The sequence below is a fragment of the Parasphingorhabdus sp. W113 genome (assembly GCF_055693205.1).
Map to the genome: position 1 here is coordinate 3335907 of NZ_CM146328.1, position 26114 is coordinate 3362020.

Here is a 26114-nt window from a genome sequence, read left to right on the forward strand (position 1 = left end):
ACATGTAACTATTGTTACTATTCAGTTAGTTACAGAATAGACCGAATCACGCTGTATTATTGGACTAAATCAGCCCTGACAGGGGACTGGAGGGGTCGGCATACATCCGGCGGCCCATGCGACCGGACCGATAGGCTTCACGCCCGGCGTCAACGGCGAGCCGCATCGCCCGGGCCATCCGCACCGGATCCTTGGCTTCGGCAATCGCGGTATTCATCAACACCCCGTCGCAGCCCAGTTCCATCGCAACCGCCGCGTCGCTGGCCGTGCCGACACCGGCATCAACCAGCACCGGCACAGAGGCGCCCTCGACGATCAACCGAATGGTCACGCGGTTCTGAATGCCCAGACCGGAGCCGATCGGGGCGCCTAGCGGCATGATCGCCACCGCGCCGGCCTCTTCCAGCTGTTTCGCGGCAATCGGATCATCGACACAATAGACCATCGGCTTGAACCCTTCCTTGGCCAGCACTTCAGTTGCCTCGAGCGTTTCCCGCATATTCGGATAGAGCGTCTTCGCTTCGCCCAGCACTTCCAGCTTGACCAGATCCCAGCCGCCGGCCTCGCGCGCCAGCCGCAAGGTCCGGATCGCATCACTTGCGTTAAAACAGCCAGCAGTATTGGGCAGATAGGTAACTTTTTTGGGATCGATATAGTCGGTCAGCATCGGCTGGTTGCGATCCATGACATTCACCCGGCGCACCGCCACGGTGACAATCTCGGCGCCAGCGGCAGCGACCGCCGCGGCATTTTCCTCGAAATCCTTATATTTACCGGTACCGACGATCAACCGCGACTGGAATGTCTGTCCCGCCACGCTCCAGCTGTCGCTATCCTCATCCGCCGGTCCCTGGTCCCCACCGCCAACGAAATGGACGATTTCAAGCACATCGCCATCCTCAACCATCACGTCGCCCAGCGTCGAGCGGGTGACAATTTCGCGGTTGCGTTCGACCGCCACCTTGGCCGGATCAAGATCGAGAGTCTGGACCAGATCGGCAACCGAAAGACCAGCAGCCACTGCCTTGCTGTCGCCATTTAATTGGATCGCTATTTCGGCCATGACCTGAATTTCCATTTGTTTGAACTCGCTTTTCGAAAACGAGCCATATAAAGAGGTCACCAGTGCCGCAACCAAAAGCGCGATAAGGGGAGCATTATCTTGCCGGAACAGGATAGCCAGAACACGACCATTTTCGTTCTGAACGGACCCAATCTGAATCTGCTGGGCATGCGGGAACCCGAAATTTACGGCCACGAGACGCTCGACGACATTGCCGGGCAGCTGGAAGATCGCGCCCAAACGATGGGCCTGGGCGTTGACATTCGCCAGAGCAATCATGAAGGCCATCTGGTCGACTGGATCCACGAAGCCGCGGCCGACGGCGCACGCGGCATCATTCTCAATGCGGGAGCGCTGACCCACACATCGATTGCGCTCCATGATGCCGTCAAGGCGGTCGCAACGCCGGTTATTGAAGTTCATCTGTCCAACCCGGCCGCGCGGGAAGCGTTTCGCCACAAGAGTTTGATCGCACCGGTTGCAAAAGGATCAATTTGCGGCTTTGGTGCTTTGGGTTATCAACTGGCGCTCGACGCCGTTCAACAATTTTAGAATCACCTTTTCAATTTCAACATAGGAACCGGGTATGGCCGCAAAGAAAGAAACCGATGGCAATATGAACGTCGACATTAATGTCGTGCGGGAATTGGCCGGGATATTGGATGATGCGGGCCTCAGCGAAATTGAAGTCGAGGACGGCGACCGCAAGATACGCGTTTCGCGCAGCACCGGGGGCAGCGCGCCAATGCACGCTGTCGCTGCGCCAGTAGCGGCACCTGCAGCCCCGGCTCCGGCTCCCGCAGCGGCGCCGACAGAAGCAGCAGCTCCGGCGGACGATCATGCCGGCGCCCAGAAATCGCCGATGGTCGGTACCGCCTATCTCGCCCCCGATCCCGAAGCTCCCAATTTCATCAGCGTCGGCGACAAGGTTGCCGCCGGCGACACGCTGCTGATTATCGAGGCGATGAAGGTCATGAACCCGATCGCGGCCGACAGTGCAGGAACGGTGAAAGCCATTCTGGTCGAGAACGGACAGCCGGTTGAATTTGATCAACCGCTGGTCGTGATTGCATGATGAGCGCAGCTGCATGACCATCAACAAGATCCTGATCGCCAATCGCGGTGAGATCGCGCTGCGGATTTTGCGCGCCGCCCGTGAACTCGGTATCGAAACCGTCGCCGTCCACAGCACCGCCGACGAAGACGCTATGCATGTACGGCTGGCGCACGAAGCCATTTGCATCGGCCCGCCGCCGGCAACCGACAGCTATCTCAGCATCCCGGCGATTATTTCGGCCGCCGAGATCAGCGGCGCCGATGCGATTCATCCCGGCTACGGGTTTCTGTCCGAGAACGCCCATTTCGCGGAAGTGGTCGAAGCGCATGATATCAAATGGATCGGCCCCAAGCCCGAGCATATCAAGGTCATGGGCGACAAGGTCGCAGCCAAGAAGACCGCGGGCGAACTGGGCATCCCGCTGGTCCCCGGCTCGGACGGCGCGGTCAGCGAACTTGCGGTAGCCAAGAAGGTCGCGGAAGAGGTCGGCTATCCGGTCATCATCAAGGCGGCCTCCGGCGGTGGCGGACGCGGCATGAAGGTCGTCAACAGCGAGGCCGAGCTCGAGACCCAGATGAAACAGGCCGGGACCGAAGCGAAAGCCGCTTTTGGCGATGCGACCGTCTATATCGAGAAATATCTCGGCGACCCGCGCCATATCGAGTTTCAGGTCTTTGGCGATGGTCGCGGCAATGCGATTCATCTCGGCGAACGCGACTGCTCGCTCCAGCGCCGCCATCAGAAAGTGCTCGAGGAAGCCCCGTCCCCGGTGATCAGCGCCGAACAGCGCGAACGGATGGGCGATGTCTGTGTCCAGGCGATGAAAGGCATGGGCTATCGTGGTGCCGGTACGATCGAATTTCTGTACGAAAATGATGAATTCTACTTCATCGAGATGAACACCCGCCTGCAAGTCGAGCATCCGGTCACCGAAATGATCACCGGCTTTGACCTGGTCCGCGAACAGATTCGCATTGCCGATGGCCGCGATCTATCGGTGACCCAGGAAGAGCTGGAATTTACCGGCCATGCGATCGAATGCCGGATCAATGCCGAAAACCCGAAAACCTGGGCGCCTTCTCCGGGCAAGGTCACCGGCTATCACCCACCAGGCGGCATGCACGTCCGGGTCGATAGCGGGCTTTACGCCGGCTATTCCATTCCACCTTATTATGACAGCATGATCGCCAAGCTGATCGTCTATGGCCGCACCCGCGACGGCGCGATGATGCGGCTGGCCCGCGCGCTTGACGAATTTGTCATCGAAGGCGTGCAGACCACCATTCCGCTGCACCAGAAACTTGTTTATGATGAAGAATTCCAGTCTGGTGAATACACCATCAAGTGGCTCGAAGAATGGCTGGAAAAGGATCAGGACGCGTAAAATACACACGCACGCGCAGTAAATTTGTTCATATAAGTCGATTCTTTCCTGAATATTACAGGCAAGTTCAGCTGTCGGACAGGGTTAATAGACTATGACTCGTTCCAGAGATGCGGCAAATGGAGTCGCTGGAAAGAGGAGTATCGCCATGCGTCTATTATATATTGCCGGCTTAATGGCAGCCACCATGTTAACGCCCGCAGCGGCCAGCGCTGCCAATATTGCACCAGTGGCGCCGCAGCAAAGCAGTCCGGCTGCGCCCCCAGCCAATATTATAATCCCGGTCGACCTTAGCGGTTCAGCTGCGCTGCAGCGGGACGGTCGCGCTGAACGGCGCGCCAACCGCCAGGCAAGAGGCAATGGCGATCGCCGGGCCAATCGTGGCAACCGCGAAGCGCGCCGGACAGACCGTCAGGCCAATCGTGGCAATCGCGACGCACGCCGATCGGAGCGCCGGGCCAATCGCGGCAATGCTAATGTCCGTACCCAGGGCGACCGCGCCGAATCGCGGCAGCAACGCCGCTCGGTGCGCCAGCAAAATGGCAGAATTGATCGCGGCTTTTCTGGCAGTCGTAGCCGCGCCGATGTCGGTCGTGCCAATCGGGCAGAGCGCGGACAGCGCGCCGCGCGCAACGAACGCAATCGCAACATACGGGCTGATCGCCGGGCCGCCGCACGCGGCGACCGCAACCGGAACGGCCGGGTCGATCGTCGCTTCGATCGCAATCGCGATGGTCGGATCGATCGCCGCTTTGATCGCAACAATAATGGCCGGGTCGACCGCCGGGTGGATCGCAATCGCGACGGCCGCATCGATCGCCGCTATCGCGAGAATCGCAGAGCCATCGTGCGGGGTGACCGCAACCGGGATGGTCGCGTGGATCGCCGCTTCGATCGTAATCGCGATGGCCGCATAGACCGCCGCTTTGATCGCAACCGGGATGGTCGGGTCGACCGCCGGGTCGATCGCAACCGTGACGGCCGGATTGATCGCCGCTATCGCGACCAGCGCCGCTACAGCTACCGCAACAATCGCGGCGACTATCGCCGGTGGAACCGCAGCTGGCGGAATGACCGGCGCTATGACTGGAAGCGCTACCGGTATAACAACCGCAACCATTATCGGATCGGGCGCTATTACTCGCCTTATCGCAACCACAGCTACCGGCGCTGGAATGTCGGCGTCTATCTCGGCACCGCGTTCTTCGGGTCGCGCTACTGGATCAACGATCCCTGGCGCTATCGCCTGCCCCCGGCTTATGGCGGCTACCGCTGGATCCGCTACTATGACGATGTGTTGCTGATCGATACCTATGATGGCCGAGTGGTCGACGTGATCTACGACTTTTTCTACTAAGGCCCTATCATTCAAAAGGCTTCGTCAAGCAGGGCCCGCAATCGGAACGGATTGCGGGCCCTGGTCTGTTTTGACCCCGGACGACATTTTCCCTTGAAACCCGCGCCCACTGCTCGCAGACAGGGGGAAATAATCTGGGGAACTGATGATGCGAAATTTTCTGTCGGTGCTGGCTGCACTTTTCTTGATGCCCTTGGCGGCGCCAGTCGCGCTGGCCGAGACTCAGGTCATCACGGTTGGCAATCTGATGACCAGCGCGGAAGATGGCCTTTCGGGTCCGGCGATCGTGGTGGTCCGGGATGGCCGGATCGTTGAGATCGCGCGCAGCAATGCCGCGCTCACTGAAATCCCTCAGGACGCCATAACTATCGACCTATCCGACAAAACCGTCATGTCCGGTCTGATCGACCTGCATGTGCATCTGACCGGAGATCCGGGCGGCGATTTCTGGAAACAGGCCACGGAGCCAACCGAATGGGGCGTGGTTATCGGCGCGAAAAATGCGCTGCTCACGGTCAAGGCCGGCTTCACCACGGTGCGCGAAGCGGGATCATCGCAATATTCCGCCTTTTCGCTGCGCAAGGGCACGGCTGACGGCGTCATCCCGGGACCACGGATTATCGCCGCCGGGCCGGCGCTAGCGATTGTTGGCGGTCATGGCGATACGACCGGCTTTACCGAGTCGATCAATGACCAGCTGGCCAGCGGCTATAGCTGCACCGGCCCGGTCGAATGCGCCGAGAAGGTTCGCAAGGCTTCGCGCGCCGGGTCAGACATTATCAAAATCACCGCAACCGGCGGGGTCCTGTCCCAGCAAGGCCGGGGTCTCGAAGCGCATTTTACCGATGCCGAGATGCAGTCCATAGCCGACACCGCCCATTCGCTGGGCCTCAAAGTGATGGCCCATGCCCACGGCGCCCGCGGTATTGAAGCCGCTGCCCGCGCTGGGATAGACACGATCGATCATGGCACATTTGCGGACGAAGCCGCGCTCAAGGTCATGAAGGCCAATGGTACGGCTCTGGTTCCGACGCTGATGGCGTTTCAGGGCGTCAGCGAAGGCCTTGGCAAAGGCATCTATACGCCAGTGGTGGAAGAGAAAATCCGCCAGACTCTGGGGACCGTTGGAAAAGCGGTCACCATGGCCAAGGACATGGGGGTTCCGGTGGTCTTTGGTACCGATGCCGGGGTGTTTGATCATGGCCGCAACGCCGAGGAATTTGCCTTGATGATGCGCCACGGACTGACCGCCAGGGAAGCCGTGATCAGCGCCACGACAGGCGCCGCCAAGGTGCTCGGGATGGACAATCAGATCGGACGGGTCGCCACCGGCTATTCCGCCGACCTGATCGCCTTTGACGGCAATCCACTGGAAGACATCACCGTCCTCGAAAATGTCGACTGGGTGATGGTCCGCGGCCGCGTAATCGAGTGAACCGCCACGATGCAGCGTAAGATCTCCAAGCGGGAAAGCGTCAAATATAACAGCCCCAAGCGGATGGCCGATATCGGCCGGAAGGTGACCGATGCCTTGAACGCCCATCCGCGCGTGCAATGGCTCGAAAGCCCGCATGCCCAACTTTACGTCCATCAAAATTTCCTGTCCGATGCCGACTGCGCGCTGCTCATCGCGATGATCGATGCGGATTCCACTCCGTCCGGTCTGTACAAGGGCACCGAACGGGAAGGCTATCGCACCAGCTACAGTTGCAACGTCAATGCCGAGGATCCCGATATCCAGCGAATCGATCAGGCGATTTGCGATCTGATGCAGCTCGACAACAGCCATAGCGAAACCCTGCAGGGACAACGCTATGCGGTTGGCCAACAGTTCAAGGATCACCATGATTTTTTTCATGAATCCGAGGATTACTGGCAAGTCGAGGCGACCAATGGCGGCCAGCGGACATGGACGGCGATGGTCTATCTCAACGAACCCGAACAAGGCGGCGCAACCGCCTTTCCGCAGCTCGATTATCAGGTTGAACCGCGCAAGGGCATGTTGCTCGCCTGGAACAATATGGGTCTCGATGGCCGCCCCAATCTCAACACGCTGCATGCGGGGACACCGGTAGAGAAGGGAACCAAATATATTATCACCAAATGGTTCCGGCTGAACCGGTGGAAAGGCCTCTGGGTCCAGTAATCTCCCGTTCGGCAAGCCCGGACCGACCAACCGTCAACCGGCTTCGACCAACGACATGAACACTCGTTGCAGCTGAAACCAACCCGTGTTAGCCATGCATAACAGCTTTTCAAAATAGGGAAAAACCATGATCTTCAAAACACTCCCCCTGCTCGCAGGCACCAGCCTTCTTGCGACCGCTTCGGGCGCGCTCGCGCACAGTCCCGCCAGTCCGCTGCCGGCCACCGCTGCCGTCGCCCAGAGTGACAGCGCCGCCAAAGCCGACATGACCGAGAGCGCCCGTTTGAAACAGCTGTTCGCGCAAAGCGATGAAGACAGTTTGCGCCGCAATCCGATTGGCGCGCTGTTCCGCGGCGACCAGCGTTATGCCGACCGGCTGGGCGACTATATCAGCGACGAATATTTCGCCGCCGAGCTGGCCGCCGAAAAGAAGGAACTGGCGATGCTCAACGCGATTGATCGCGACAAGCTCAACGCCACGGACAAAATTGCCTATGATGTTTTCAAGCGGTCCAAGAACCAGGCGATCAAGGGCATGTCGAAAGAGATCATGGATCTCACCATTGTCCGTCCGCTCAACCATTTCAGCGGCTTTCACACCTTCTATCCGAATTTTGCGTCCGGCAAGGGCGCCGCGCCATTCAAGACGGTCAAAAATTATGAAGACAATCTGAAACGGCATGCCGAATTCATCACCATGACCGAACGCTCAATCGGGCGGTTCCGCGAGGGCATGGACAGCGGCGTGGTCGAAACCAAATTGACCATCGGCAATGTCATCGAGCAGCTCGCAACCCAGATCGGTCTCGGGCTGGAGAACAGCCCGTTCACCGCACCGACCCGCAACTTCCCCGAAGATTTCAGCGATGCCGATAAAAAACGGCTGACCGCCGAATATGCGGACATGACCACCAAGATTTTCGCAACCTATCAGAAAATGCATGATTTTCTGAAAAACGAATATCTGCCGGTCGCGCGCGAAGGCGTCGGCCTGTCCTACATGAAGGGCGGCGACAAGATGTACAAACATCTGATCGAGGGCACGACAACATTGCCGCTCGAAGCCGACTATATCCATGAACTTGGTGTCAGCGAAGTGGCGCGGATCAAGACCGAGATGGAAGCGATCAAGGACGAAGTCGGGTTTGAAGGCAGCCTGTCGGACTTTTTCACCCATTTGCGCACCGATCCGAAATTCCACCCGGAATCACGACAGGCCCTGACCGACGGCTATTATGCACTGGGCAAGAAAGTAGACGCGCGGATCAGCGAGCAGTTCAAGGTCCTGCCCAAATCGCCGCTTGAAATCCGGCCCTATGACGAGTCGATCGAGAAATTCCAGGCGGGCGGCTCCTATCAGAGCGGCACCCCGGACGGATCGCGGCCCGGCGTGTTCTATTTCAACGCCTATGATCTGCCATCCCGCAACACATCGGGCATGACCACCCTCTATCTGCACGAGGGCGCACCGGGTCACCACTTCCAGATCTCCCTGGCGCAGGAAAATGAGTCGCTGCCCAATTTCATGCGCTTTGGCGGCAATACCGCCTATGTCGAGGGCTGGGCGCTCTATTCGGAGAAGCTTGGCTTCCCGATGGAATTGTTTGACGACCCCTATCAGCGCTTTGGTCATCTGGATGACGAAATGCTCCGCGCGATGCGGCTGGTCGTCGATACCGGGCTCCATTCCAAGGGCTGGACCCGCGAGCAAGCGATCAAATATATGCTCGACAATAGCAGCATGGGTGAAACCGATGCGACGGCCGAAGTCGAGCGTTATATCGCTATTCCGTCGCAGGCTCTAGCTTATAAAATCGGCGCGCTGACGATCCAGCGGCTGAAGAAAAAGGCCCAGGACAGCATGGGTGATAAATTCGATCCGCGCGAATTTCATGACCAAGTGCTCAACACCGGCGCTTTGCCGATGACAGTGCTCGAACAGAAAATCGACAACTGGATCGCCGCGGCGCGCTAGCCTCTGTCCCGCGGATTCTGATTCCGCACGATCTTCGCCCCCATGCCAGTCATTAGATTATCTGATATCATGGCATGGGGGCTTTTTTCGGTTCGTAAACCGTCAGGGTCGCATCTCGTCCAGGATGGCGCGCATGCGGGCGAGCCGGGGCAGCAGCGCCTCCCATTCCGCAGCGGGCAAGTCCTCGCGCAGCGTGTCAGCGATCGGAGCCAGAGCAGCCACTGCCTGGGTCCGGACAGCGGCACCGGCAGCGGTCACCGATACCCGTCGCACCCGGCGGTCATCCGGGTCGTGAATCAGATCAATCAGTCCCTTGTCTTCGAGCTTGCGGACGGTTGACGACATGGTTGGCTGAGTCACCTGCATTGCGCTTGCCAGTTCGCTGATGGTTTGTTGTACATCCAGCCGCAACAGATGATTGATCACCGAGAATTGCGCCACTGTCATGCCATCCGGCATGCGCGATTCAAACAGGGTCTGGGCGAACTGATTGATTATGCCGATTTCGGTCATCACCGCAAATTCGATCGGGTCGCCGGAAAGTCCGGCGGGTCGCGCTGCGGTATAGGATTCGGTGTCGCTGGTCATAACTCCCTTTAGGCGTTCAGGATGAAGGATTCCACAGGCCATCGCGGGGAAGCCTCGGGAAGCGCGGCATAGCCGAGCCGAAACAACCCCTGAACCCGCGCTGGTGCTGTAATGCCGACCGCATCATGAAATTGCGCGTAGAGATTCTCCATCTCGGGAAATTCCTGCAAGATCTGGCTGACCGGGTGCAGCGCGAGACCGTTTTTATGGGCGGCCTGATTGATCCGCATCCAGGCCATGCCGCTCTGCAGTTGCGCGGCCCGGCTGTTGTCCGCCGAACCCAGCCAGGCAAAACTGTGAGTCTCCTCGAGCATGGTCTTGTACATGGATATTCCGGAATCATAAGCCTGAGAGCCCTTGGTCGCGAGATTTTCCCGCGAGACAATACCGGTCAGCGCGAGCGTTTCGATCATCGGTCCGCTCAGATCAATCCCGTCCGGGTTCGCATTCACTTCTGCGGCCCCGATCCGCATCAGATCGACGCTTTCCTTTTGCGTCCGCGGGACATCATATTCCACTTGCCAGGCTTGCCAGGTGAGATCGCGCAGACGGGCGACCTGATCGGGTTCGCTGGTGGTCTGGAAAGAGAGCCCTTGATCAAGCAAGCCGGCAAACGCCATGTCCTGTAGCATCGCAAGCTCGTCGACCGGCACGGCGCGCGGTGCAAACGGCTCCTTGGTGCTGCGCCGGTTCAGGATCGTGGCGAACAAAGGATCTTTCGCAACCGCGGGATCGGCGGTGATCTGGATCGACGCGACCGGCCGTTGATCAAGCACCGGTTGCGGCTCTCCTTCGGGAAAGGGTGTGATTGCGGTGCGATAGCCCTTTTCAGTAGCCGCTTGCCGGAACGCTTCGAGGAACGTGCCAAAGCCAATCATGATCTGGCGGTTCGGCGGATCCGTGTGGGGCAGGCGTTTTTCAAGATCACAATAGAGGGTGAAGCCAGAATCTCCGTCCAGCCGGACTTGCCATGGCTGCCGATTATGTGGATTGGGCGCGAGGATCGCATAAGCGAGCGCATCCAGCCGGGGATCGCCAAAACCCGCGGCCGCGTCTCGCCAGGGTTGCTGGGCCCGGGTGATCGACCGGGTGCCGACATAGCCAGCCAGACCCCCACCCATTAAAACCAGCGATGCACCGCCTGAAACCAGAACCTGTCGCCGCGACACCATGTCATTCTCCATTGTTATCTAATTATTAGATATCTATATTAATAAGTGGCAGGATTGTCAATCATGGCTGGTGCACCTCTGGATCCGCGTGATCCAATAGACTCAGCCCGCCAACTGACGCCCTTCGAAGAGCCCTGGGATTCAACTCGTCTGGCGTTAAGGGCGTCATGTCGGTCTTTGGTCCCCGGCAACCGCTTCTCGTTAAGGGTTGTGAAATAGTCTAGAAACCCTGCTCTAAGCTGGGTTACAGGCAGTTCCGGATAGCTTGCAAGCGGAGATTGAGCCGAGAGGTGCCGAAAGTTTGTTAACCCTTTTTTAACTTTTTCGTTTAATAAAGGTTAACGCAATCAAAGCGAGTGGGGCATACTTTATTTGATGTGGTTTTTAACTGAAAATGACTTGTGCTTATTCCCCCGAAGAGACCCTGTCCTCAGCCGAGCGCTATGTGCTTGGGTCTCTCAACCAAGCCTGGCCATCCGCCGCAACAGTGACACCAGATGTCATTGCCGAGGGTGATCGCCAAGACGATCAGGTCGCCTTTGTCGATCTGGTCCAGCATCTCAGCGACAATGGTATGATCCTCTATGAGGCATTCCTGATCGGTAAAGGATCAGGGCCGCGGTTTCTCGACACGATGATCACCGCCCGTGGCAAGGCGGCATTACAATGCGCGGATGTTGAAGCCTGATTGCGGCGTTAGCTGCGAATGACGGCGGCTGCGAGCCCGGCGACATGTTTCAGTAGCGCAAGCTCCCCATCGCCTAATTCCCGCAATTGATCATCCGCACAGGCGGCCATGCCAACCACGGATCCATCAGCATTGCGTAACGGCACCGAAGCATAGCATCCAAGATGCTGCGTCACTGCAGTGCGCGGACTGCCGAGTTGATGTAGATCGATGTCCGGATGTTGTTCGGCCCAGCCGTCATGACAGGAAATCGCGGTATGCGCGATCGTTTCACCATCATCATGATTGTCGGGATTTTCGCCATAGGCAGTAATCGTAGCCACCGGAACCGACAGGAGACGCGCGGCCATATGCGCCAGCGTTGCCAAGTCCTGTTCGATCGAAATATGTCTACTCATATGTCAAATGCCACCCTTGGTCTCAGAAGGCTTTACAAAAAAATCTGTAAACAACCGATTAACCATGATCATGTCGCTAACGAGAATCCGCCAATTATCCAATGTCTAATCCGTAACAGAATGTAAAATAGCTGAAATATAAAGACTTTTTGTAACCCAGTTTCTTTTTGCCGACCGCCTGTCTATGCGAAAAACATGACAAATCCGTTGCTATCGTCTGCCCGTGCGATTCTCGATCTCGCTGATTGCCTTCGACACGACATCGCGAATCAGCAATCTCGCGCTGATCCGCTGGGTGGAAGACTATCTGGCTGATCACGGAATCTCGGCGACCCGAGTCAGCAATGGCGACGGCTCCAAAGCCAATCTTTATGCCAGCATCGGTCCCGATCGTCCGGGTGGGATCATTCTTTCCGGCCATAGCGATGTCGTACCGGTCGACGGCCAGGACTGGTCCAGCGATCCGTTCACCGTCACCGAACGCGACGGCCGGCTGTTCGGACGCGGCACCTGCGACATGAAAGGATTTATCGCGCTCGCTCTGGCCGGCGTCCCGCAATTCCGGCAGGGCGCCCGACCGGTCCATCTCGCGATCAGCTATGATGAGGAAGTCGGCTGCCTGGGTGCACCGGCGATGATCGCCGAGCTGGCCCGCACATTGCCCGATCCGGCCATGGCGATTATCGGCGAACCGACCAGCATGAAAGTGATTACCGGGCACAAGGGCATTTGCGTCCACGAAGTCGAGATTATCGGCCATGAAGCGCATAGCAGTCTGACTCATCTCGGCGTGTCGGCCAATATGGTGGCGGTGGACCTGATGCATGATCTGGCAGAACTGGCTCGGTCGCTATGGGAAGATGCCGATCCGCACTCACCCTTTGTCCCGCCCCATGCCACGTTGACAATCGGCCAGATGGAAGGCGGAACGGCCGCCAATATTCTTGCCCGCCATGCGCGCTTCCTGTTCGACCTGCGCTGTCCCCCAGACGTTGATCCGGAGCAGGTGCTGCGCCCGTTCAAGGCCAAGGCCGCGACGCTGGATACGCAATTGCGCGAGGCGTTTCCCGGCACTGGTGTGACGGTCACCCAATTGTCCAACGCGCCGCCCATGCGCCCCGATGGCAGTGATGCGGCGGAGGCGTTTGTCCGCCGGCTGACCGGCGATAACAGCCCTGCTGGCGTCGTGTCTTACGCGGCGGAAGCCGGACAGTTTCAGCAGGCCGGATTTCCCACTGTCATCTGTGGGCCCGGGTCCATCGAACAGGCCCATCAACCCGATGAATATTGCAGCGTCGATCAATTTGTCCGCGGCGCCGACTTCATGATGCGTCTGGCGGAAATATTGCAAAAGGAGTGAGCCAATGACTCGATTACAGGCTTTTGCAGGCCGCACGGCGCTGGTCACCGGCGCTGGGGATGGGATCGGGCGCATGCTGGCCACCCGGCTGGCAGAATCCGGCATGGTGGTGGCGGTTCAGGATATTCGGGCAGACGCCGCCAAACAGACCGCCGCGCTTATCGGCGGCGATGCCTTTCCCCTGGTCTTCGATATTAGCGATCGCGACGCCACCATGACCGCTGCGGAGAAATTTCGGCGGGATCGAGGCGGTCTTGCCATGCTGTGGCTCAATGCCGGTGTTGGCGTGGGAGCCTCGCTGCTCAACGGCAAACCGGATCAGGTGCGCTGGGCTTATGAAGTCAATGTGCTGGGCACAATCTGGACCGCCCAGGCCTTTGTTCCGCTGCTCGATGGCGATCCGCGCCATGTCGGGATTACGGCATCGACCGCAGCACTGCGACCGCCGGAGGGCGATTTTCCGCTTTATGCCGCGACCAAACATGGCACGATGGCGGTTGCCGAAGCGTTGCGCGGCGAGCTGGCGGCACAGGATATCGCAACCACCATCCTGTGCCCGGGCTTGCTCAACACCGAAATCTGGGATGGCGCCAAAGCCCGACCGGATCGTTTTGGCGGCGAGCGCCGGATGGATGAAAAAATTGCCGGCATGTGGCGCGCAGCACGTTCGCCAGACGCGATGTGGCCGGACATAGAACGCATCATGGCCGACGGCGGCGGCACGTTGGTTTGCGCGACCGACAATGGCGACACCCAGCAGGTCATGCGCGACCGGATGGCAGAATTCGAACAGGGGCTGGTTGAAATCTAGCCGGCTCCGGAGGCCGGCGCGTCCAATAGTCCCGAGACGATCCGATAAGACCGTTCATTGTCCACATCGATCGCATTGCGCCCGTCTGCCAGTACCACCGGCTTGAGCGTCAATCCGATCCGCCGGGACACTCGCCGCATCGCACCCGGCAAGCTGATCCAGCCACTTCGCAACAGCAACAAGTTGAGGACACCGAAGCTGTCGATAATGCGTTCCGCCTTCTTGGCAAACTGGCCGCCGCCTCGGAAAATCTCCGCCGCAGACAAGGCCTCCCGTCCGCTCAGCGCATAGAGGTTGCAGTTGGAATAGCGATTGTCGGAAAATTTGTAAAAACGCCGCTGGCCATCGGGATGCGCCGCGAGCACCGCCGCCTTGGGCGCCAGAGCCACGGCGACATCCGCTTCTCCCGGGACCATTGCCAGCATCGCATCTATCGCGTCGTCGGTTAGCAAGGCATTGTCGGCGGTGGTGATGATCGTCGCACCGTCGGGCAGCTGTGCCATCGCCGCCTGCACGCTGTCCGTGAGATTGTCCGCTGCCGGGACGCAGGCCATATGGCGGGCTGCGAAACCGGTTTCCCGGGCCGTCTGTTCGAGGATCATGCGGATATCGGCAAAGGCTATCGGTTCGATCGCGATCCGGATTTCCCTGATCTCGGGGTGGCTGGCCAGGCGGCGCAGAACATGGGCGATCAGCGGCTTGCCAGCGACCGGGATCAGGCATTTATGCGAGACGTGATGATCGGCTGCGAGCGGGTCGATCACCCCCGGGCGTTGGGCGGCAAGGATGACAACATTCGCTGCCATGGTCAGGCCGCCATAATCGTTTGCTGACTGATCACGCCCTGACGCATCAAACTTTCGGACAGGATCGTCTCGATCAGCTGGTCATGCGACCAGTGCAAATGGTCGGCGACCCGGCCATAGATTTTCTGCGACCAAAGATTGCAGTTGAGATTGGTTTCCAGGAATATCAGCTCGCCGGTATCCGGATTGATCCGAAATTCGAACCGGCCATAGTCAAACGGATGGAAAACCGCGGCCATCTGCCGGGTGAAATGGGCGATCCGCGGTTGCCATTCGGGGTCATTGAACAGGATGGTTTCATATTTTCCGCTGCGCTGGGTCAGATCCCGTTTTTCGGCATAGGTGCGGAGCCGCGAAGGATCGGCCTGTTCAAACATGAACATCGGACAGAGCGTCGGCTGGCCGCCGGAAAGGATCATCGGGACTTCGATATCATGGCCGTCAAGAAACGGTTCCACCAGCGCATCATGCCCTTCGTCCTGGATCTCGGTCACCGCCTGGACGACCCCGGCCCAGTCGGTCGCGTCACACACGCCCCAGCTGGCAGACGAAGCGTTGGGCTTGATCACCATCCGGTCGGCCATCGGACAATGCCGCTCGGCAATCGGGGCGCCGCGCCGATAGATCGCCCAGGGCGCGGTTGGAATGCCGCGGGCCTTGGCCTCCAGCTTGGTCAGATGCTTGTCATCCGAAAGGCCGCGCAGGATCGGTGAGGCGCCGAGAAAGGGAATCGCCAAGCGCGTGCACAAGAGCGGCAACAGCATCTCGCTGTTCAGAAAACCGCCGCGATTGAGCAACGGAAAGACAAAGTCACAGCCGGGATGATCGAACAACACTTCGTAACTGTCAGCGAGCGTCAGAGGCATGCCGATACGCTCAAGCAGCGCCCGGATTTCGCGATGATAAAGCGCGTGATTGCCGTCTTCGGCATGCAGATCTTCATCGGAAAACACATGTTTTGCGACAAATAAAAGCCGGATGCGGGACCGCATTTCGGGATCGATGAGACTAATATTCGGCGCATCGAATCTGGGGGATTGAAACGACATGCCCTGTTGAATGCCGTGCACAGTTGACAGAATTAAGACATTTGCGACCAATTATCGCTCGCGCAGGACCGATAGCGGCACGGAAAAATGGAAACCATTGGTTTTTTATGGCCGGGGATAGTATGTTTTTCTCATGTCTGCCGTGAAAGCCGCCCGTCCGACCGATATTTTTGCGCCTGATGACTGGGCGGCGCTGAAACGCGTGTCATCCTGGCGCGGTATCGGGCTGATTATCCATGGCTGGGCGGTCATCCTGCTGGCCTTGGCAGCGGCACTGTGGATCGCCCATCCGGTCGCCTGGATTGCCGCGATTGTGATCATTGGCAGCCGGCAGCTCGGCCTGTCCATCCTCATGCACGATGCGGCGCATGGTCTTTTGCATCCCGACCGCAAGACCAATAATTTTCTCGGGCAATGGGCCACCGGCATTTTTACCGGCAGCAACCTGCAAGCCTATCGCGCCTATCATCTGGTCCACCATCGCTATACCCAGCAGGATGAAGACCCCGATCTGCGCCTGTCGCAACCCTTTCCAACCAGCAAGGCCAGCATGACCCGCAAGATCCTGCGCGATCTGACCGGATTGACCTTCATCAAGCAGCGCGGGGGGCAGATCCTCACGATGCTGTCGGCGCTCCGGCTTCTGGTCACGAGCCGCGGTGCGGTCTTACGCGCCTATGACGACAAGGCGGGGCGGCCAGAAACCGGTCTCACCGGAGAATCGATCGATCCCGGACGCCAGAGTGATGCGCAGACGCTGTTTATCGGCAAGGTCACGGCCCAGTTCTGGCTGGCGCAACTCGCCCTGCTCGGCCTGTCCTATGCGTCAGGCTTTGGCCCGTGGCCGTTTCTGATCTGGATGATTGCCCTGGCGACCACTTTTCAACTGTTCCTGCGGCTGCGCAATATTGCCGAACATGCCTGCACCACGACCGGCAGCGACGATCCGTTCACCCATGCCCGGACGACTTATGCCAATCTGTTCGAACGCGCGACGGTTGCGCCCTATTGGGTCAATTATCACAGCGAGCATCATCTGTTCATGGGCGTGCCTTGTTATAATTTGCCACAGGCGCATCGCCTGTTGAAAGCCGCAGGCCGGACCGAGCAAATGACTATTGCCAAGGGCTATTGGGATGTACTCAAACAGGTAACGACGCCAGCAACGACATCCCGAGCGTGATCACGGCAACACCAGCGCGCTAGAGAAAACGGCCCAATTTCTCGGGCGTCAGATGGCCGGTCTTGGTCCACGCCAGACAACCGGTTTCGCTATAGGGTTTATGCGTCCATCCCGGCGGCGTGCGGTCCCAGGTGCCGGTCGGATAGTCGCCATATTCGTCGGACAGGCTCCCATCGAGAATGAAAGTCTCGCTGCCGCCTTCATGGACATGTTCGGGATAAGCGCTACCAGGCGCCCAGCGAACAATCTTGACCTGTTCGCCATCATGCCGATGCAACCAGGCAAATTCGACACCGGGCGCGCCGCCGTCTTCAAATATCAGATCATCCAGCGCAACCGAAAACTGACGGGTGTCGGCGGGATCAAATTGATGCAGTTTGACCAATATCGTGCATCCGTCCCGGCTATGCGGTTTATGCTGCGTGCCGATCGGATTGCGAACATAAGTGCCCGCCGGGAAGTCGCCATGTTCGTCAGAAAATATCCCGTCGATCACCAGAAATTCCTCGCCGCCGCTATGGACGTGCGGATCGAAATAGCTCCCCGGTGCATAGCGCACCAGCGACGTTGCGCGGGCCACCTCGCCGCCGACCCGGTCGAGCATCTTGCGCTCAACTCCCGGCAATGGGGAAGGCACCCAGGTCATATCCTCCGGCCGGAGAACAACGGTTTTATCAAATTCGGCGTTTATACGCATGGTCTCTATCTAGGCTTTGCTGTCTCTATTTCAATTCACTTGATTGAGAATACCGCATAATCGGCTAAGTATTGGAATCATGACGGCTTTCCTGATCATTCCTCTGGCTTTTCTCCTCGGCTTTGCACTGGTCCGCGCCGCGACCTGTACGGTCGCTGCGACCATGCGCTGGATTGGCGACGGCAAGACCGATTGGCTCTTCGGCCTGCTGGTCGTTGCCGCCTGGGCCGGATTGGTGCTGTTTCTGCTGCTGCAATATTCCGGCCGCGCACATATTCCGGTCGATATTGCCATCGGTTGGCCACTATTCGCCGGTGCGGCGATCATGGGCCTGGGAGCGGTGATCAACAAGGGCTGTTTCATCGGCACGGTCGGCTATATCGGCACTGGCAAGTTCAGTTATTTGCTCACTTTTGTCGGCCTGGGCCTCGCCATGGTGGTGCTCCGCACCGACGGGGTTGCGCTGTGGGATCCGGTGGTCTTTCAAAGGCGCGTCGCGATTGAGGACAGCCTTTACAAGCAAGCCGCACTGGTCCTGTTCGCAGCCATCGCATTGGTCAGCGCCTATCTGGTGCTGGTCAAGCGCAATGGTTCGATGCTGGCGCTATTGACCATCGGGATCAGCGCCGCGATGATCTATGGCACCCGGCCGGAATGGTCCTATGCAGCCGTGCTCAACAGCCTAATCGCCGGACAGGGCCTATCGGTCGGCATGACCGTCGAGCTGGCGGTTGGCGCGCTGTTTGGTGGCGCGATTTTCAGCAGCTGGCTCAAAAACCGGTTCCACCCGCAACTGGGTACTCTTAAACAGGCCGCGGCCAATATGGTCGGTGGCTTTCTGATGGGCCTGGGGGCAGCGGCGGTCCCGGGTGGCAATGATGTCCTGCTGCTGTGGACCATCCCCGGGCTGACGCTCTATGGCGTTGTCGCTTATATGATGATGATCGCAACCATCGCTGCCATCCTCAAAATCATGCCTTTTGCGGAGCGCATCATGACCCACCATATCGCGCCCGACAAGTCGCCGGAAAAGACTAGCGCCGAATGAACCGGTGCGCCGCGCGATCCTTTTGCGTGGTGGCCGGATCGAATACCTCGCCGTTCATCGCAATATAGACGCCGTGGGGCAAGGTCTGGCACGCCGCCAGCGCAAAACCGACATTGAACTCGGCGTCGCTGTTGCGCAGAGTGGCCGGCTGCATCGCACCGGTCAGCACGATCGTCTTGTCGGCAATATCGGCCAGTATCATGGCGGTCTGGACCATGGTGTCGGTGCCATGGGTGACGAGAATCTTGTCCGCGTCACTCGCCGCGACCGCCGCATGGATGTCCGCGCGATCGGAATCGGTCAATTCCAGACTGTCCTTGCGCATCAGCTGGGTGACCCGGTGCGGAACAAAGACGTTGTTCTCAGCCAGAATATTGGGGAGCGTGGTCGGACCAATATGATATTCGGACAGGGCATCGAAATAGACCTTGTCGATCGTGCCGCCGGTGGTGAAAATGTCGATCATCAGGCGCATTCATCCAGGACAGGCGCAGCCGGTTTTCCGTCCGGTGCCGGAAACGGCTGGCGGAAGGAAAACGCTTCTGCTGTAGGGCCGTACTCGGCAAGCTCGGCGATCTTTGCCAAACCCTCTGCCACCGAAGGCGCATGACCAGCAGGAACCCACCAGAGCGCCTGGAACACATCCATTTTCTCGAACCATTGCTTGCGACGGCGCATGAACGACAGGTGGTCCGGCTGACGATATACGAAAGCGCCCAGCGCCTCGACATCGCTCCAGACCGACATGTTGACCAGCAGCTGCGGGTCGCTCGCATCCGGCACGATATCGGTGGCGTCATTGCCGTCGCCGACCAGCCGCCAGACAAAGCCCGGTGATTGCTCGGCAATGGCGTTGACATCGTCCAGCGCGTTCATGAAATCGGCATTGGCCGGATCATCGCGATGATGGATGAAACGACCGACGTTGATTTGCGCGAGATGATAGCTGCTCATGACAGCGCTTCGCCGATCAGCTTGCGGGTATTCTCGATGCCGTAGAGCGCAATGAAGCTGCCCATGCGCGGGCCTTGCGAGCTGCCGAGCAAGGTTTCGTAAAGCGCCTTGAACCAGTCGCGTAGATTGTCAAAGCCGCCTTCCTTGCCGATCGTGTAGACGATGGTCTGGATATCTTCCGCAGCGGCTTCGGCCGGCAGATCGGCCAGTTCGGTGTCGAGCCGTTCCAGCGCCGCGGTTTCCACCCCTTCCGGCTTGCGCCGCTGCAGGGTCGGCGCAATGAAATCCTTGTGATAGGCCATGGCATTGCCGATCAGCTCGTCGAGATCGGGATATTTCTCGGGCGTCGCGTCGGGCGCATATTGGCGCAAATAGCCCCAGATTTGTTCGCGATCGGCATCACCCATCACGCCCACCAGATTGAGCAGCAATCCGAAGGTCACCGGAATCGTATCGGATGGCACATCGCCGCCATGGACATGATGCACGGCATTGCCGAGCTGCTTGTCCGGCGCCTGGTCATGCCAGTTGGCGCGGAACTGGAAATATTCGTCCACCGCCTTGGGGATCACGCCCATATGCAATTGCTTGGCCGATTTCGGTTCGCGGTAAATATAGAAGGCGAGACTGTTTTCGGAGCCATAGCGCAGCCATTCGTCGAGACTGAGGCCATTGCCCTTGGACTTCGAAATTTTTTCGCCTTTTTCATCGAGGAACATTTCGTAGATCAGGCCTTCGGGCTTGCGCGCACCCAGCACCTTGGCGATCTTGCCCGACTGCACACCGCTGTCGGTCAGGTCCTTGCCATACATTTCATAGTCGACGCCCAGAGCCACCCAGCGCATCGCCCAATCAACTTTCCATTGCAGCTTCGCGCCGCCGGTCAGGGCATTATGCTCGATCATTTCGCCGTCATCTTCAAAGCGCACGATACCGGCATCGGCGTCGACAATCTCGACCGGTACCTGCAGGACATGTCCGGTTTTCGGGCTGATCGGCAGGATCGGCGAGTAGGTCGCCTGGCGTTCCTTGCCCAGGGTGGGCAGCATGATATCGAGAATCTGCTGGTTGCGCGCGAGGACCAGTTTCAAGGTCTCGTCAAACGCCCCGCTTTGATAGCGTTCGGTCGACGAGATAAACTCATAGTCAAAGCCGAAACGATCGAGAAATTCCCGCAGCATCGCATTATTATGCGCGGCGAAACTGTCATAGTCCGTGTCGAACGGGTTGGGCACCTGAGTCAACGGCTTGTGGAGATGGTCGGCCAGCATGTCCTGGTTGGGCACATTGGTCGGGACCTTGCGAAAGCCGTCCATATCATCGGAAAAGGCAATCAGGCGAGTCGCGTTGCCGGTCAGCGTCTCATAGGCGCGGCGCACCATGGTCGTTCGGAGAACCTCATTAAACGTGCCGATATGCGGCAGGCCCGACGGACCATAGCCGGTCTCGAACAGCATCGGCTCACCACCAGGTTTGGGAGCAGGCGCCCCGCGTTCACCGCGATAGCGTTTGAGCAATTTGCGGGCCTCTTCAAATGGCCATGCTTTGGATTGCTGTGCGGCTTCACGATAGTCGGTCACGATGGAATAGTCCTGTTATTTGATTTGCGTGGTTTATTTTGCTTGGTTCTGCGCCAATAGTGGCATTACCGTCTATAGCAAGTTAGAACAGCACAAAAGCAGGAGATTTCAAATGGGTGCCTTGATCGCAGGGGTGTTGCTCTGGAGCATCGTTCACCTCACCAAATCCGTCGCCCCGGGCGTCCGCCGCGGCTTGCAGAACCGGCTTGGCGAAGGGCCGCATCAAGGCCTGGTGGCCGTGCTGATCATCGCCGGTCTCGCGCTGATGATTTATGGTTGGCGCACCGCGATATCGGAATTTGTCTATGACCCGCCCAGCTGGGGCCGGCATCTCAACATGTTGACCATGTTGTTCGCCATCTATCTGATCGGGGCCGCCCAGGGCAAATCGCGGATCAAGCAGATCATCCGCCATCCGATGCTGACCGGCGTGGTGATCTGGGCGGCAGGGCACTTGCTGGCCAATGGTGATACCCGCTCGCTAATCCTGTTCGGTGGCATCGGTCTGTGGGCGCTGATCTCGATATTCACGGTCTCCCGCAATGAAGGCGCCTGGGTGAAGCCGACAGAGACGGCAACGGTCGGCCGCGAGATTCTGAGCGTCGTGATCGTGCTCGTGCTCTACATCGTGCTGTTCGGCATGCACCGCTTTTATGCCGGTGTGGCGCTCGCCGGGCCCAACGCCCCAGGATGAGAGGCAGGCGATGAGGGTAAACCGATGCCGGTGAAATCTTGACCGATCGCGCGCTTCCCTATCCGGCGCTGCACGCCAGTCATAGCGGGATCTGGATTTGCGACAATGATGACCAACCGCGTGCGATTGGCAAAGGGGAGGCGATCGGACGCGTCGCGGAAACGCCGCATATCATGCTCAATGCGCCGCTGATGGGACAACGGCTCGGCTATCCCGATCTGTCCGGTCTCGATCTGCTGGAACTGTTCGCGTTCATCCATCCGGCGCGCTTTGTCGTGCCGACCCCGACCGGATTGGCCAAGGCTCTGAATCTGGACGTACCCGAACAGGAAGCGGATATCCCCGCCCTCTATCAGCAAGCGGCCAGCCTGTTGCTCGATCGCCTCGGTGCGGCGGACTGGCTGGAAAGAGAAGGCGCCTGGAGCAGCGCCCAGGCGCTCTATCGTCTGCGCTGGCCATGGGCAGCGGAACTGTCCCAGCGCCTAGAAAAGCCGCAACAGACCGAACGCTGGCTGTTTTCAAAACTCACGGAGTGGGAGGAGGCACCACCCCGTCCATCGCCCCGACCGATTGGACTGACGCCGGAAGAAACCAGCGAACAGCTTGACCAGCTCACCGGCAAGGGCGCCGAGAAACGGGACGGCCAGAAACGCTATGCCGCTGCGGTTGCCGGCATATTCGGCCCCCGCAAAGTCAAAGGCGCACCCAATATGCTGCTCGCCGAAGCCGGAACCGGCATTGGCAAAACCCTGGGCTATCTCGCGCCCGCCTCGTTATGGAGCAGCAAAGCCGAGGGAGCGGTCTGGATCTCGACTTTTACCAAGAATCTCCAACGGCAGCTCGATCAGGAAACCCGCCGGATCTATCCTGACGAAACCCGCTTTCGGGAAAAAGTGGTGATCCGGAAAGGCCGGGAAAATTATCTCTGCCTGCTGAACCTCGAAGACGCCTTGCAGGGCGGGTTTGCCGGACGCGCCGCGATACTCGCGCATCTCGTCGCGCGCTGGGCCGCCTATAGCAAGGACGGCGACATGATTGGCGGCGATCTGCCCGGCTGGCTGACCACGCTGTTTCGCCGCAATGGCACCACGGCGCTCACTGATCAGCGCGGCGAATGCGTCTATGCCGGCTGTCCACATTATCGCAAATGCTTCATCGAGAAATCCGCGCGCGCCAGCGAGCAGGCCGATATTGTCATCGCCAATCATGCCCTGGTCATGGTCAATGCCGCGCGCGGGCGTGAACAGCAGAACCGGCCGACCCGGCTGATCTTCGACGAAGGCCATCATCTGTTTGACGCAGCCGACTCGATGTTTGCCGCCCGCCTGTCGGGACAGGAAGCGATTGAAATCCGGCGCTGGGTGATTGGTCCCGAGAGCAAGAACCGCGGCCGCCGGAGAGGCCTCGCCGCGCGCCTGGCGGATCTCGCTTCCTATGACGAGGAGGGCGGCCGCGCGATCGAAAGCGCGCGCCATGCGGCCGAGGCCCTGCCCGGCGACGGCTGGTTGCAAAGGCTGTCCGAGAATGAAGCCTTCGGGCCCCTGGAAGCCTTGCTCGCCGAAGTCCGTGCGATGGTCTTCGCTCGCGATGAAAGCCAGAGCGCCGATGCCGGCTATGGTCTCGAAACCGAACTGACCGATGTCGAGGGATCAATGATCGACGCCGTTGCCAACGCCGCTGGGGCGATTGACGCTTTGCTCAAACCGCTGGTCCGGCTGGGCCAGCGAGATCGAGCATCTGATCGAGGACGGTCCCGACTGGATGGACGCGCCGGCGCGGGCCCGAATGGAGGGCGCGCTGGGCAGTCTGGGATGGCGCTGTGACACCCTGTCGGGCTGGCTGGCGCTGCTCGCGCGGATCGGCGGGCCGGCCGATCCCGATTTTGTCGACTGGCTGATGATCGACCGGTTCGAAGGGCGGGAATATGATATCGGCATTTGCCGACACTGGCTCGATCCGACCATTCCGGTAACCGAAGTGGTGACCAAACCGGCCCATGGCGTGATGATCACATCGGCGACCCTGAAAGGCGGCGGAGACTGGGACACCGCCCGCGCGCGCAGCGGCGCCGTGCATCTGGATCAGGACGCGACCCTGTTCGAAGTGCCCAGTCCGTTTGACTATGCGCGGCAGGCCAAGGTGATCATCGTGACCGACATCAAGCGCGGCGACATGCCCGCGCTGGCTGGCGGCTATGCCCAGCTGATCGAAGCGGCGGGCGGCGGAACCCTGGGCCTGTTCACCGCCATTCGCCGACTGCGCACCGTCTATGCCCGGATCGCCGATCGCATGGCGCAAGGCGGGTTGCCGATTTATGCCCAGCATGTCGACCCGATCGACACCGGCACACTGGTCGATATTTTTCGGGATGATCCGCGCGCCAGCCTGCTCGGCACCGATGCATTGCGCGACGGCGTTGATGTGCCCGGCGACAGCTTGCGGCTGGTGGTGATGGAATCGGTGCCATGGCCACGGCCCGATATCCTGCACAAGGCCCGGCGGATGGCCGGCGGCGGCAGCGCCTATGATGACCGGATCATCCGTGCGCGACTCGCCCAGGCCTTTGGCCGGATAATCCGCCGCGCAGATGATCATGGGCATTTCGTCATATTGTCCTCCGCTTTCCCGTCGCGGCTGCTGTCCGCCTTTCCGGAAGGAACCCCGGTTGAACGGATGCCGCTGGCCCAGGCGCTTACCGAAATAAAGGCCGCCCAGAGCGAAAGGCTGCAATCCGGACTTTCCCCTGACATATCTTTCGGGCATGACGCAGATCACACGGGCGAAACAGGCGAATTATGAAAAAACTCACCCTCTTGCGGCATGCCAAATCAAGCTGGGACGATCCGGTAGCGCGTGACTTTGATCGCCCGTTAAACGGCAAGGGCAAACGCGCCGCCACGGTTATCGGAACCTTCATCAAGCGCCATGGCCTGGCGGTTGACCAGGTCCTCGCCTCGCCAGCGGTGCGCGTTGTCGAAACACTGGACCAGGTGGAACCCGCCAGTGGATTGTCGTTCGAACCGGACTGGGACCGCAAAATCTATCTCGCGTCGTCGGTGACCCTGATGGACGTCTTGCGGGGCGCGCGGGCCGATGCCGAGCATGTTATGATGGTCGGCCACAATCCCGGACTGGAGGATCTGATCTTCGACCTGGTGCCGGACGACGGATCCTCTGAGAATCGCAAGGCGGTGGAAGCAAAATATCCGACCGCCGCGCTGGCCGAGCTGACGCTCGCTATCGATAGCTGGTCCGACCTGCGGGATGGTTGCGCCACCTTCGACCGGTTCACGCGCCCGCGTGACCTCGATCCCGAGCTGGGCCCTGATTACAACTGATTAGCGGGACACCGGCTCTGCAACCGCCTAGCTTTGTTGCAGCGCGTTGGACAAGCGGTCCCTGATAGTTTTTAGCTCGGCAACGATCAACGCGCTCTCCGCACTATTTTGTGCGGCCATCGGAATAGCCGACGCGGTCGATGGACTTTGGGGCGGTTCGATGGCGGATGACGGTTTGTTTTTCCGGCTCGTCAGAAATTTCCGGGCGCCCTTGATCGTATAGCCTTCATCATTGAGCAGCCGGTTGATGGTTTTCACCATCTCGACATCTTCCGGCCGATAGTGACGCCGCGACCCGGCGCGCTTGAGCGGTTGCAGCATGCCGAATTGTTCTTCCCAATATCGCAGGATATGGGGTTTGATGTTCAGTTCTTTGGACAATTCTCCGATGGTTCGGAAAGCACCGCTATCTTTGGTCATACTCATACGCGACCTGTCAGTTACCCAGCTGCGATGATACGGTCACGCATCGTCTGGCTGGCCCGGAACGTAAGAACCCGGCGCGGTGCGATCGGCACTTCGATACCGGTTTTGGGGTTGCGGCCGGTGCGTTCGCCCTTGTCGCGCAGGACAAAGGTGCCGAAACCGGAAATTTTGACATTTTCGCCATCGACCAGCGCGGCAATCATGTGATCGAGGATGGACTCCACCATCACGGCGCTGTCCGCACGCGACAGGCCCACCTGGCGATTCATCGTGTCCGACAGGTCGGCGCGGGTGAGGGTACTGCTGTAACTCATCGTAATAACTCCCAATAAGAGCCTGA

At 59.3% G+C, this 26114-nt stretch carries 26 protein-coding genes and 1 pseudogene; 15 read left to right on the forward strand and 12 right to left on the reverse strand.

Going from position 1 to position 26114, the window contains the following annotated elements; all coding sequences use genetic code 11:
* Positions 1–64: 64 nt before the first annotated feature.
* Positions 65–1063 carry a sulfur carrier protein ThiS gene (gene thiS, locus ACZ1GS_RS16155; RefSeq protein WP_472696192.1) on the reverse strand — a complete coding sequence of 333 codons (999 nt, stop codon included), beginning with the start codon at positions 1061–1063 and terminating at the stop codon, positions 65–67.
* 99 nt (positions 1064–1162) lie between these two features.
* Here thiS and aroQ point away from each other — a divergent pair, with 99 nt between their 5' ends.
* The 7 genes from aroQ to ACZ1GS_RS16190 all read left to right on the forward strand — a co-directional run bounded on the left by aroQ (position 1163) and on the right by ACZ1GS_RS16190 (position 8982).
* Positions 1163–1615, forward strand: a complete 453-nt coding sequence (gene aroQ / locus ACZ1GS_RS16160; protein ID WP_472696193.1) for a type II 3-dehydroquinate dehydratase — start codon at positions 1163–1165, stop codon at positions 1613–1615.
* 34 nt (positions 1616–1649) lie between these two features.
* Positions 1650–2138 carry an acetyl-CoA carboxylase biotin carboxyl carrier protein gene (gene accB, locus ACZ1GS_RS16165; RefSeq protein ID WP_472696194.1) on the forward strand — a complete coding sequence of 163 codons (489 nt, stop codon included), beginning with the start codon at positions 1650–1652 and terminating at the stop codon, positions 2136–2138.
* A 13-nt stretch (positions 2139–2151) separates the two neighbouring features.
* Entirely contained in the window at positions 2152–3504 is a 1353-nt protein-coding gene (gene accC / locus ACZ1GS_RS16170; RefSeq protein ID WP_472696195.1) for an acetyl-CoA carboxylase biotin carboxylase subunit, read from the forward strand.
* A gap of 148 nt (positions 3505–3652) precedes the next feature.
* Positions 3653–4861: an RcnB family protein gene (locus ACZ1GS_RS16175; RefSeq protein ID WP_472696196.1), complete on the forward strand. Its 1209-nt coding sequence runs from the start codon at positions 3653–3655 to the stop codon at positions 4859–4861.
* 148 nt (positions 4862–5009) lie between these two features.
* Complete coding sequence (locus ACZ1GS_RS16180) at positions 5010–6296, forward strand: metal-dependent hydrolase family protein (RefSeq protein ID WP_472698161.1); 1287 nt, start codon at positions 5010–5012, stop codon at positions 6294–6296.
* Positions 6297–6305: 9 nt separating this feature from the next.
* On the forward strand, positions 6306–7007 hold the full coding sequence (locus ACZ1GS_RS16185; protein WP_472696197.1) for a prolyl hydroxylase family protein: 702 nt from the start codon (positions 6306–6308) through the stop codon (positions 7005–7007).
* 127 nt (positions 7008–7134) lie between these two features.
* Positions 7135–8982, forward strand: a complete 1848-nt coding sequence (locus ACZ1GS_RS16190) for a DUF885 domain-containing protein (protein ID WP_472696198.1) — start codon at positions 7135–7137, stop codon at positions 8980–8982.
* A 102-nt stretch (positions 8983–9084) separates the two neighbouring features.
* Here ACZ1GS_RS16190 and ACZ1GS_RS16195 read toward each other — a convergent pair whose 3' ends face one another.
* On the reverse strand, positions 9085–9570 hold the full coding sequence (locus ACZ1GS_RS16195) for a MarR family winged helix-turn-helix transcriptional regulator (protein WP_472696199.1): 486 nt from the start codon (positions 9568–9570) through the stop codon (positions 9085–9087).
* 8 nt (positions 9571–9578) lie between these two features.
* Positions 9579–10742 carry an Acg family FMN-binding oxidoreductase gene (locus ACZ1GS_RS16200; RefSeq protein ID WP_472696200.1) on the reverse strand — a complete coding sequence of 388 codons (1164 nt, stop codon included), beginning with the start codon at positions 10740–10742 and terminating at the stop codon, positions 9579–9581.
* Between the two features lie 394 nt (positions 10743–11136).
* On the opposite strand from ACZ1GS_RS16200, the gene ACZ1GS_RS16205 reads away from it, so the two are divergent.
* On the forward strand, positions 11137–11430 hold the full coding sequence (locus ACZ1GS_RS16205; RefSeq protein ID WP_472696201.1) for a hypothetical protein: 294 nt from the start codon (positions 11137–11139) through the stop codon (positions 11428–11430).
* 8 nt (positions 11431–11438) lie between these two features.
* Here the strand turns inward: ACZ1GS_RS16205 and ACZ1GS_RS16210 are convergent, their stop codons facing one another.
* Positions 11439–11828 (reverse strand): GAF domain-containing protein, encoded by a 390-nt coding sequence (locus ACZ1GS_RS16210; RefSeq protein WP_472696202.1) that lies wholly within the window; start codon positions 11826–11828, stop codon positions 11439–11441.
* A gap of 223 nt (positions 11829–12051) precedes the next feature.
* Here ACZ1GS_RS16210 and argE point away from each other — a divergent pair, with 223 nt between their 5' ends.
* Together argE and ACZ1GS_RS16220 are read left to right on the forward strand one after the other, a co-directional pair.
* Positions 12052–13188, forward strand: a complete 1137-nt coding sequence (argE, locus tag ACZ1GS_RS16215) for an acetylornithine deacetylase (RefSeq protein WP_472696203.1) — start codon at positions 12052–12054, stop codon at positions 13186–13188.
* Positions 13189–13192: 4 nt separating this feature from the next.
* The gene (locus tag ACZ1GS_RS16220; protein WP_472696204.1) at positions 13193–13999 is read left to right on the forward strand and encodes an SDR family oxidoreductase; all 807 of its coding nucleotides are present in this window, start codon (positions 13193–13195) and stop codon (positions 13997–13999) included.
* Here the strand turns inward: ACZ1GS_RS16220 and ACZ1GS_RS16225 are convergent.
* Positions 13996–14805: an NTP transferase domain-containing protein gene (locus tag ACZ1GS_RS16225; protein ID WP_472696205.1), complete on the reverse strand. Its 810-nt coding sequence runs from the start codon at positions 14803–14805 to the stop codon at positions 13996–13998. The two genes, ACZ1GS_RS16220 and ACZ1GS_RS16225, sit on opposite strands and share 4 nt — an antisense overlap.
* Before the next feature lie 2 nt (positions 14806–14807).
* Positions 14808–15758, reverse strand: a complete 951-nt coding sequence (locus ACZ1GS_RS16230) for a D-alanine--D-alanine ligase family protein (protein WP_472696206.1) — start codon at positions 15756–15758, stop codon at positions 14808–14810.
* A gap of 229 nt (positions 15759–15987) precedes the next feature.
* Here ACZ1GS_RS16230 and ACZ1GS_RS16235 point away from each other — a divergent pair, with 229 nt between their 5' ends.
* Positions 15988–17037: a fatty acid desaturase family protein gene (locus ACZ1GS_RS16235; RefSeq protein ID WP_472696207.1), complete on the forward strand. Its 1050-nt coding sequence runs from the start codon at positions 15988–15990 to the stop codon at positions 17035–17037.
* A 19-nt stretch (positions 17038–17056) separates the two neighbouring features.
* Here ACZ1GS_RS16235 and ACZ1GS_RS16240 read toward each other — a convergent pair whose 3' ends face one another.
* Positions 17057–17734 carry a cupin domain-containing protein gene (locus ACZ1GS_RS16240; protein WP_472696208.1) on the reverse strand — a complete coding sequence of 226 codons (678 nt, stop codon included), beginning with the start codon at positions 17732–17734 and terminating at the stop codon, positions 17057–17059.
* Between the two features lie 79 nt (positions 17735–17813).
* Between ACZ1GS_RS16240 and ACZ1GS_RS16245 the strand changes: the two genes are divergently transcribed.
* Positions 17814–18782, forward strand: a complete 969-nt coding sequence (locus ACZ1GS_RS16245) for a YeeE/YedE thiosulfate transporter family protein (RefSeq protein ID WP_472696209.1) — start codon at positions 17814–17816, stop codon at positions 18780–18782.
* On the opposite strand, the gene ACZ1GS_RS16250 is transcribed toward ACZ1GS_RS16245, so the two are convergent.
* Genes ACZ1GS_RS16250 through ACZ1GS_RS16260 form a run of 3 tightly spaced genes read right to left on the reverse strand, consistent with a single transcriptional unit; the run spans position 18769 to position 21316 of the window.
* Positions 18769–19248, reverse strand: a complete 480-nt coding sequence (locus ACZ1GS_RS16250; RefSeq protein WP_472696210.1) for an asparaginase domain-containing protein — start codon at positions 19246–19248, stop codon at positions 18769–18771. The genes ACZ1GS_RS16245 and ACZ1GS_RS16250 overlap by 14 nt on opposite strands.
* Positions 19248–19736: a DUF3291 domain-containing protein gene (locus ACZ1GS_RS16255; protein ID WP_472696211.1), complete on the reverse strand. Its 489-nt coding sequence runs from the start codon at positions 19734–19736 to the stop codon at positions 19248–19250. The genes ACZ1GS_RS16250 and ACZ1GS_RS16255 overlap by 1 nt, the downstream gene beginning before the upstream one ends.
* A complete protein-coding gene (locus ACZ1GS_RS16260; RefSeq protein ID WP_472696212.1) occupies positions 19733–21316 on the reverse strand; it encodes a lysine--tRNA ligase in 1584 nt (527 codons plus the stop codon). The genes ACZ1GS_RS16255 and ACZ1GS_RS16260 overlap by 4 nt, the downstream gene beginning before the upstream one ends.
* A gap of 112 nt (positions 21317–21428) precedes the next feature.
* Here ACZ1GS_RS16260 and ACZ1GS_RS16265 point away from each other — a divergent pair, with 112 nt between their 5' ends.
* The 3 genes and pseudogenes from ACZ1GS_RS16265 (at position 21429) to ACZ1GS_RS16275 (ending at position 25348) form a co-directional block, all read left to right on the forward strand.
* The gene (locus ACZ1GS_RS16265; protein WP_472696213.1) at positions 21429–22010 is read left to right on the forward strand and encodes an NnrU family protein; all 582 of its coding nucleotides are present in this window, start codon (positions 21429–21431) and stop codon (positions 22008–22010) included.
* 38 nt (positions 22011–22048) lie between these two features.
* Positions 22049–24809: pseudogene (locus tag ACZ1GS_RS16270) on the forward strand (ATP-dependent DNA helicase).
* Positions 24806–25348, forward strand: coding sequence for a SixA phosphatase family protein (locus ACZ1GS_RS16275; protein ID WP_472696214.1), 543 nt, complete (start codon positions 24806–24808; stop codon positions 25346–25348). The pseudogene ACZ1GS_RS16270 and the gene ACZ1GS_RS16275 overlap by 4 nt, the downstream one beginning before the upstream one ends.
* A gap of 27 nt (positions 25349–25375) precedes the next feature.
* Here ACZ1GS_RS16275 and ACZ1GS_RS16280 read toward each other — a convergent pair whose 3' ends face one another.
* Positions 25376–25774 (reverse strand): MerR family transcriptional regulator, encoded by a 399-nt coding sequence (locus ACZ1GS_RS16280; RefSeq protein ID WP_472696215.1) that lies wholly within the window; start codon positions 25772–25774, stop codon positions 25376–25378.
* 14 nt (positions 25775–25788) lie between these two features.
* Complete coding sequence (locus ACZ1GS_RS16285) at positions 25789–26088, reverse strand: integration host factor subunit alpha (RefSeq protein ID WP_472696216.1); 300 nt, start codon at positions 26086–26088, stop codon at positions 25789–25791.
* Between the last annotated feature and the right edge of the window lie 26 nt (positions 26089–26114).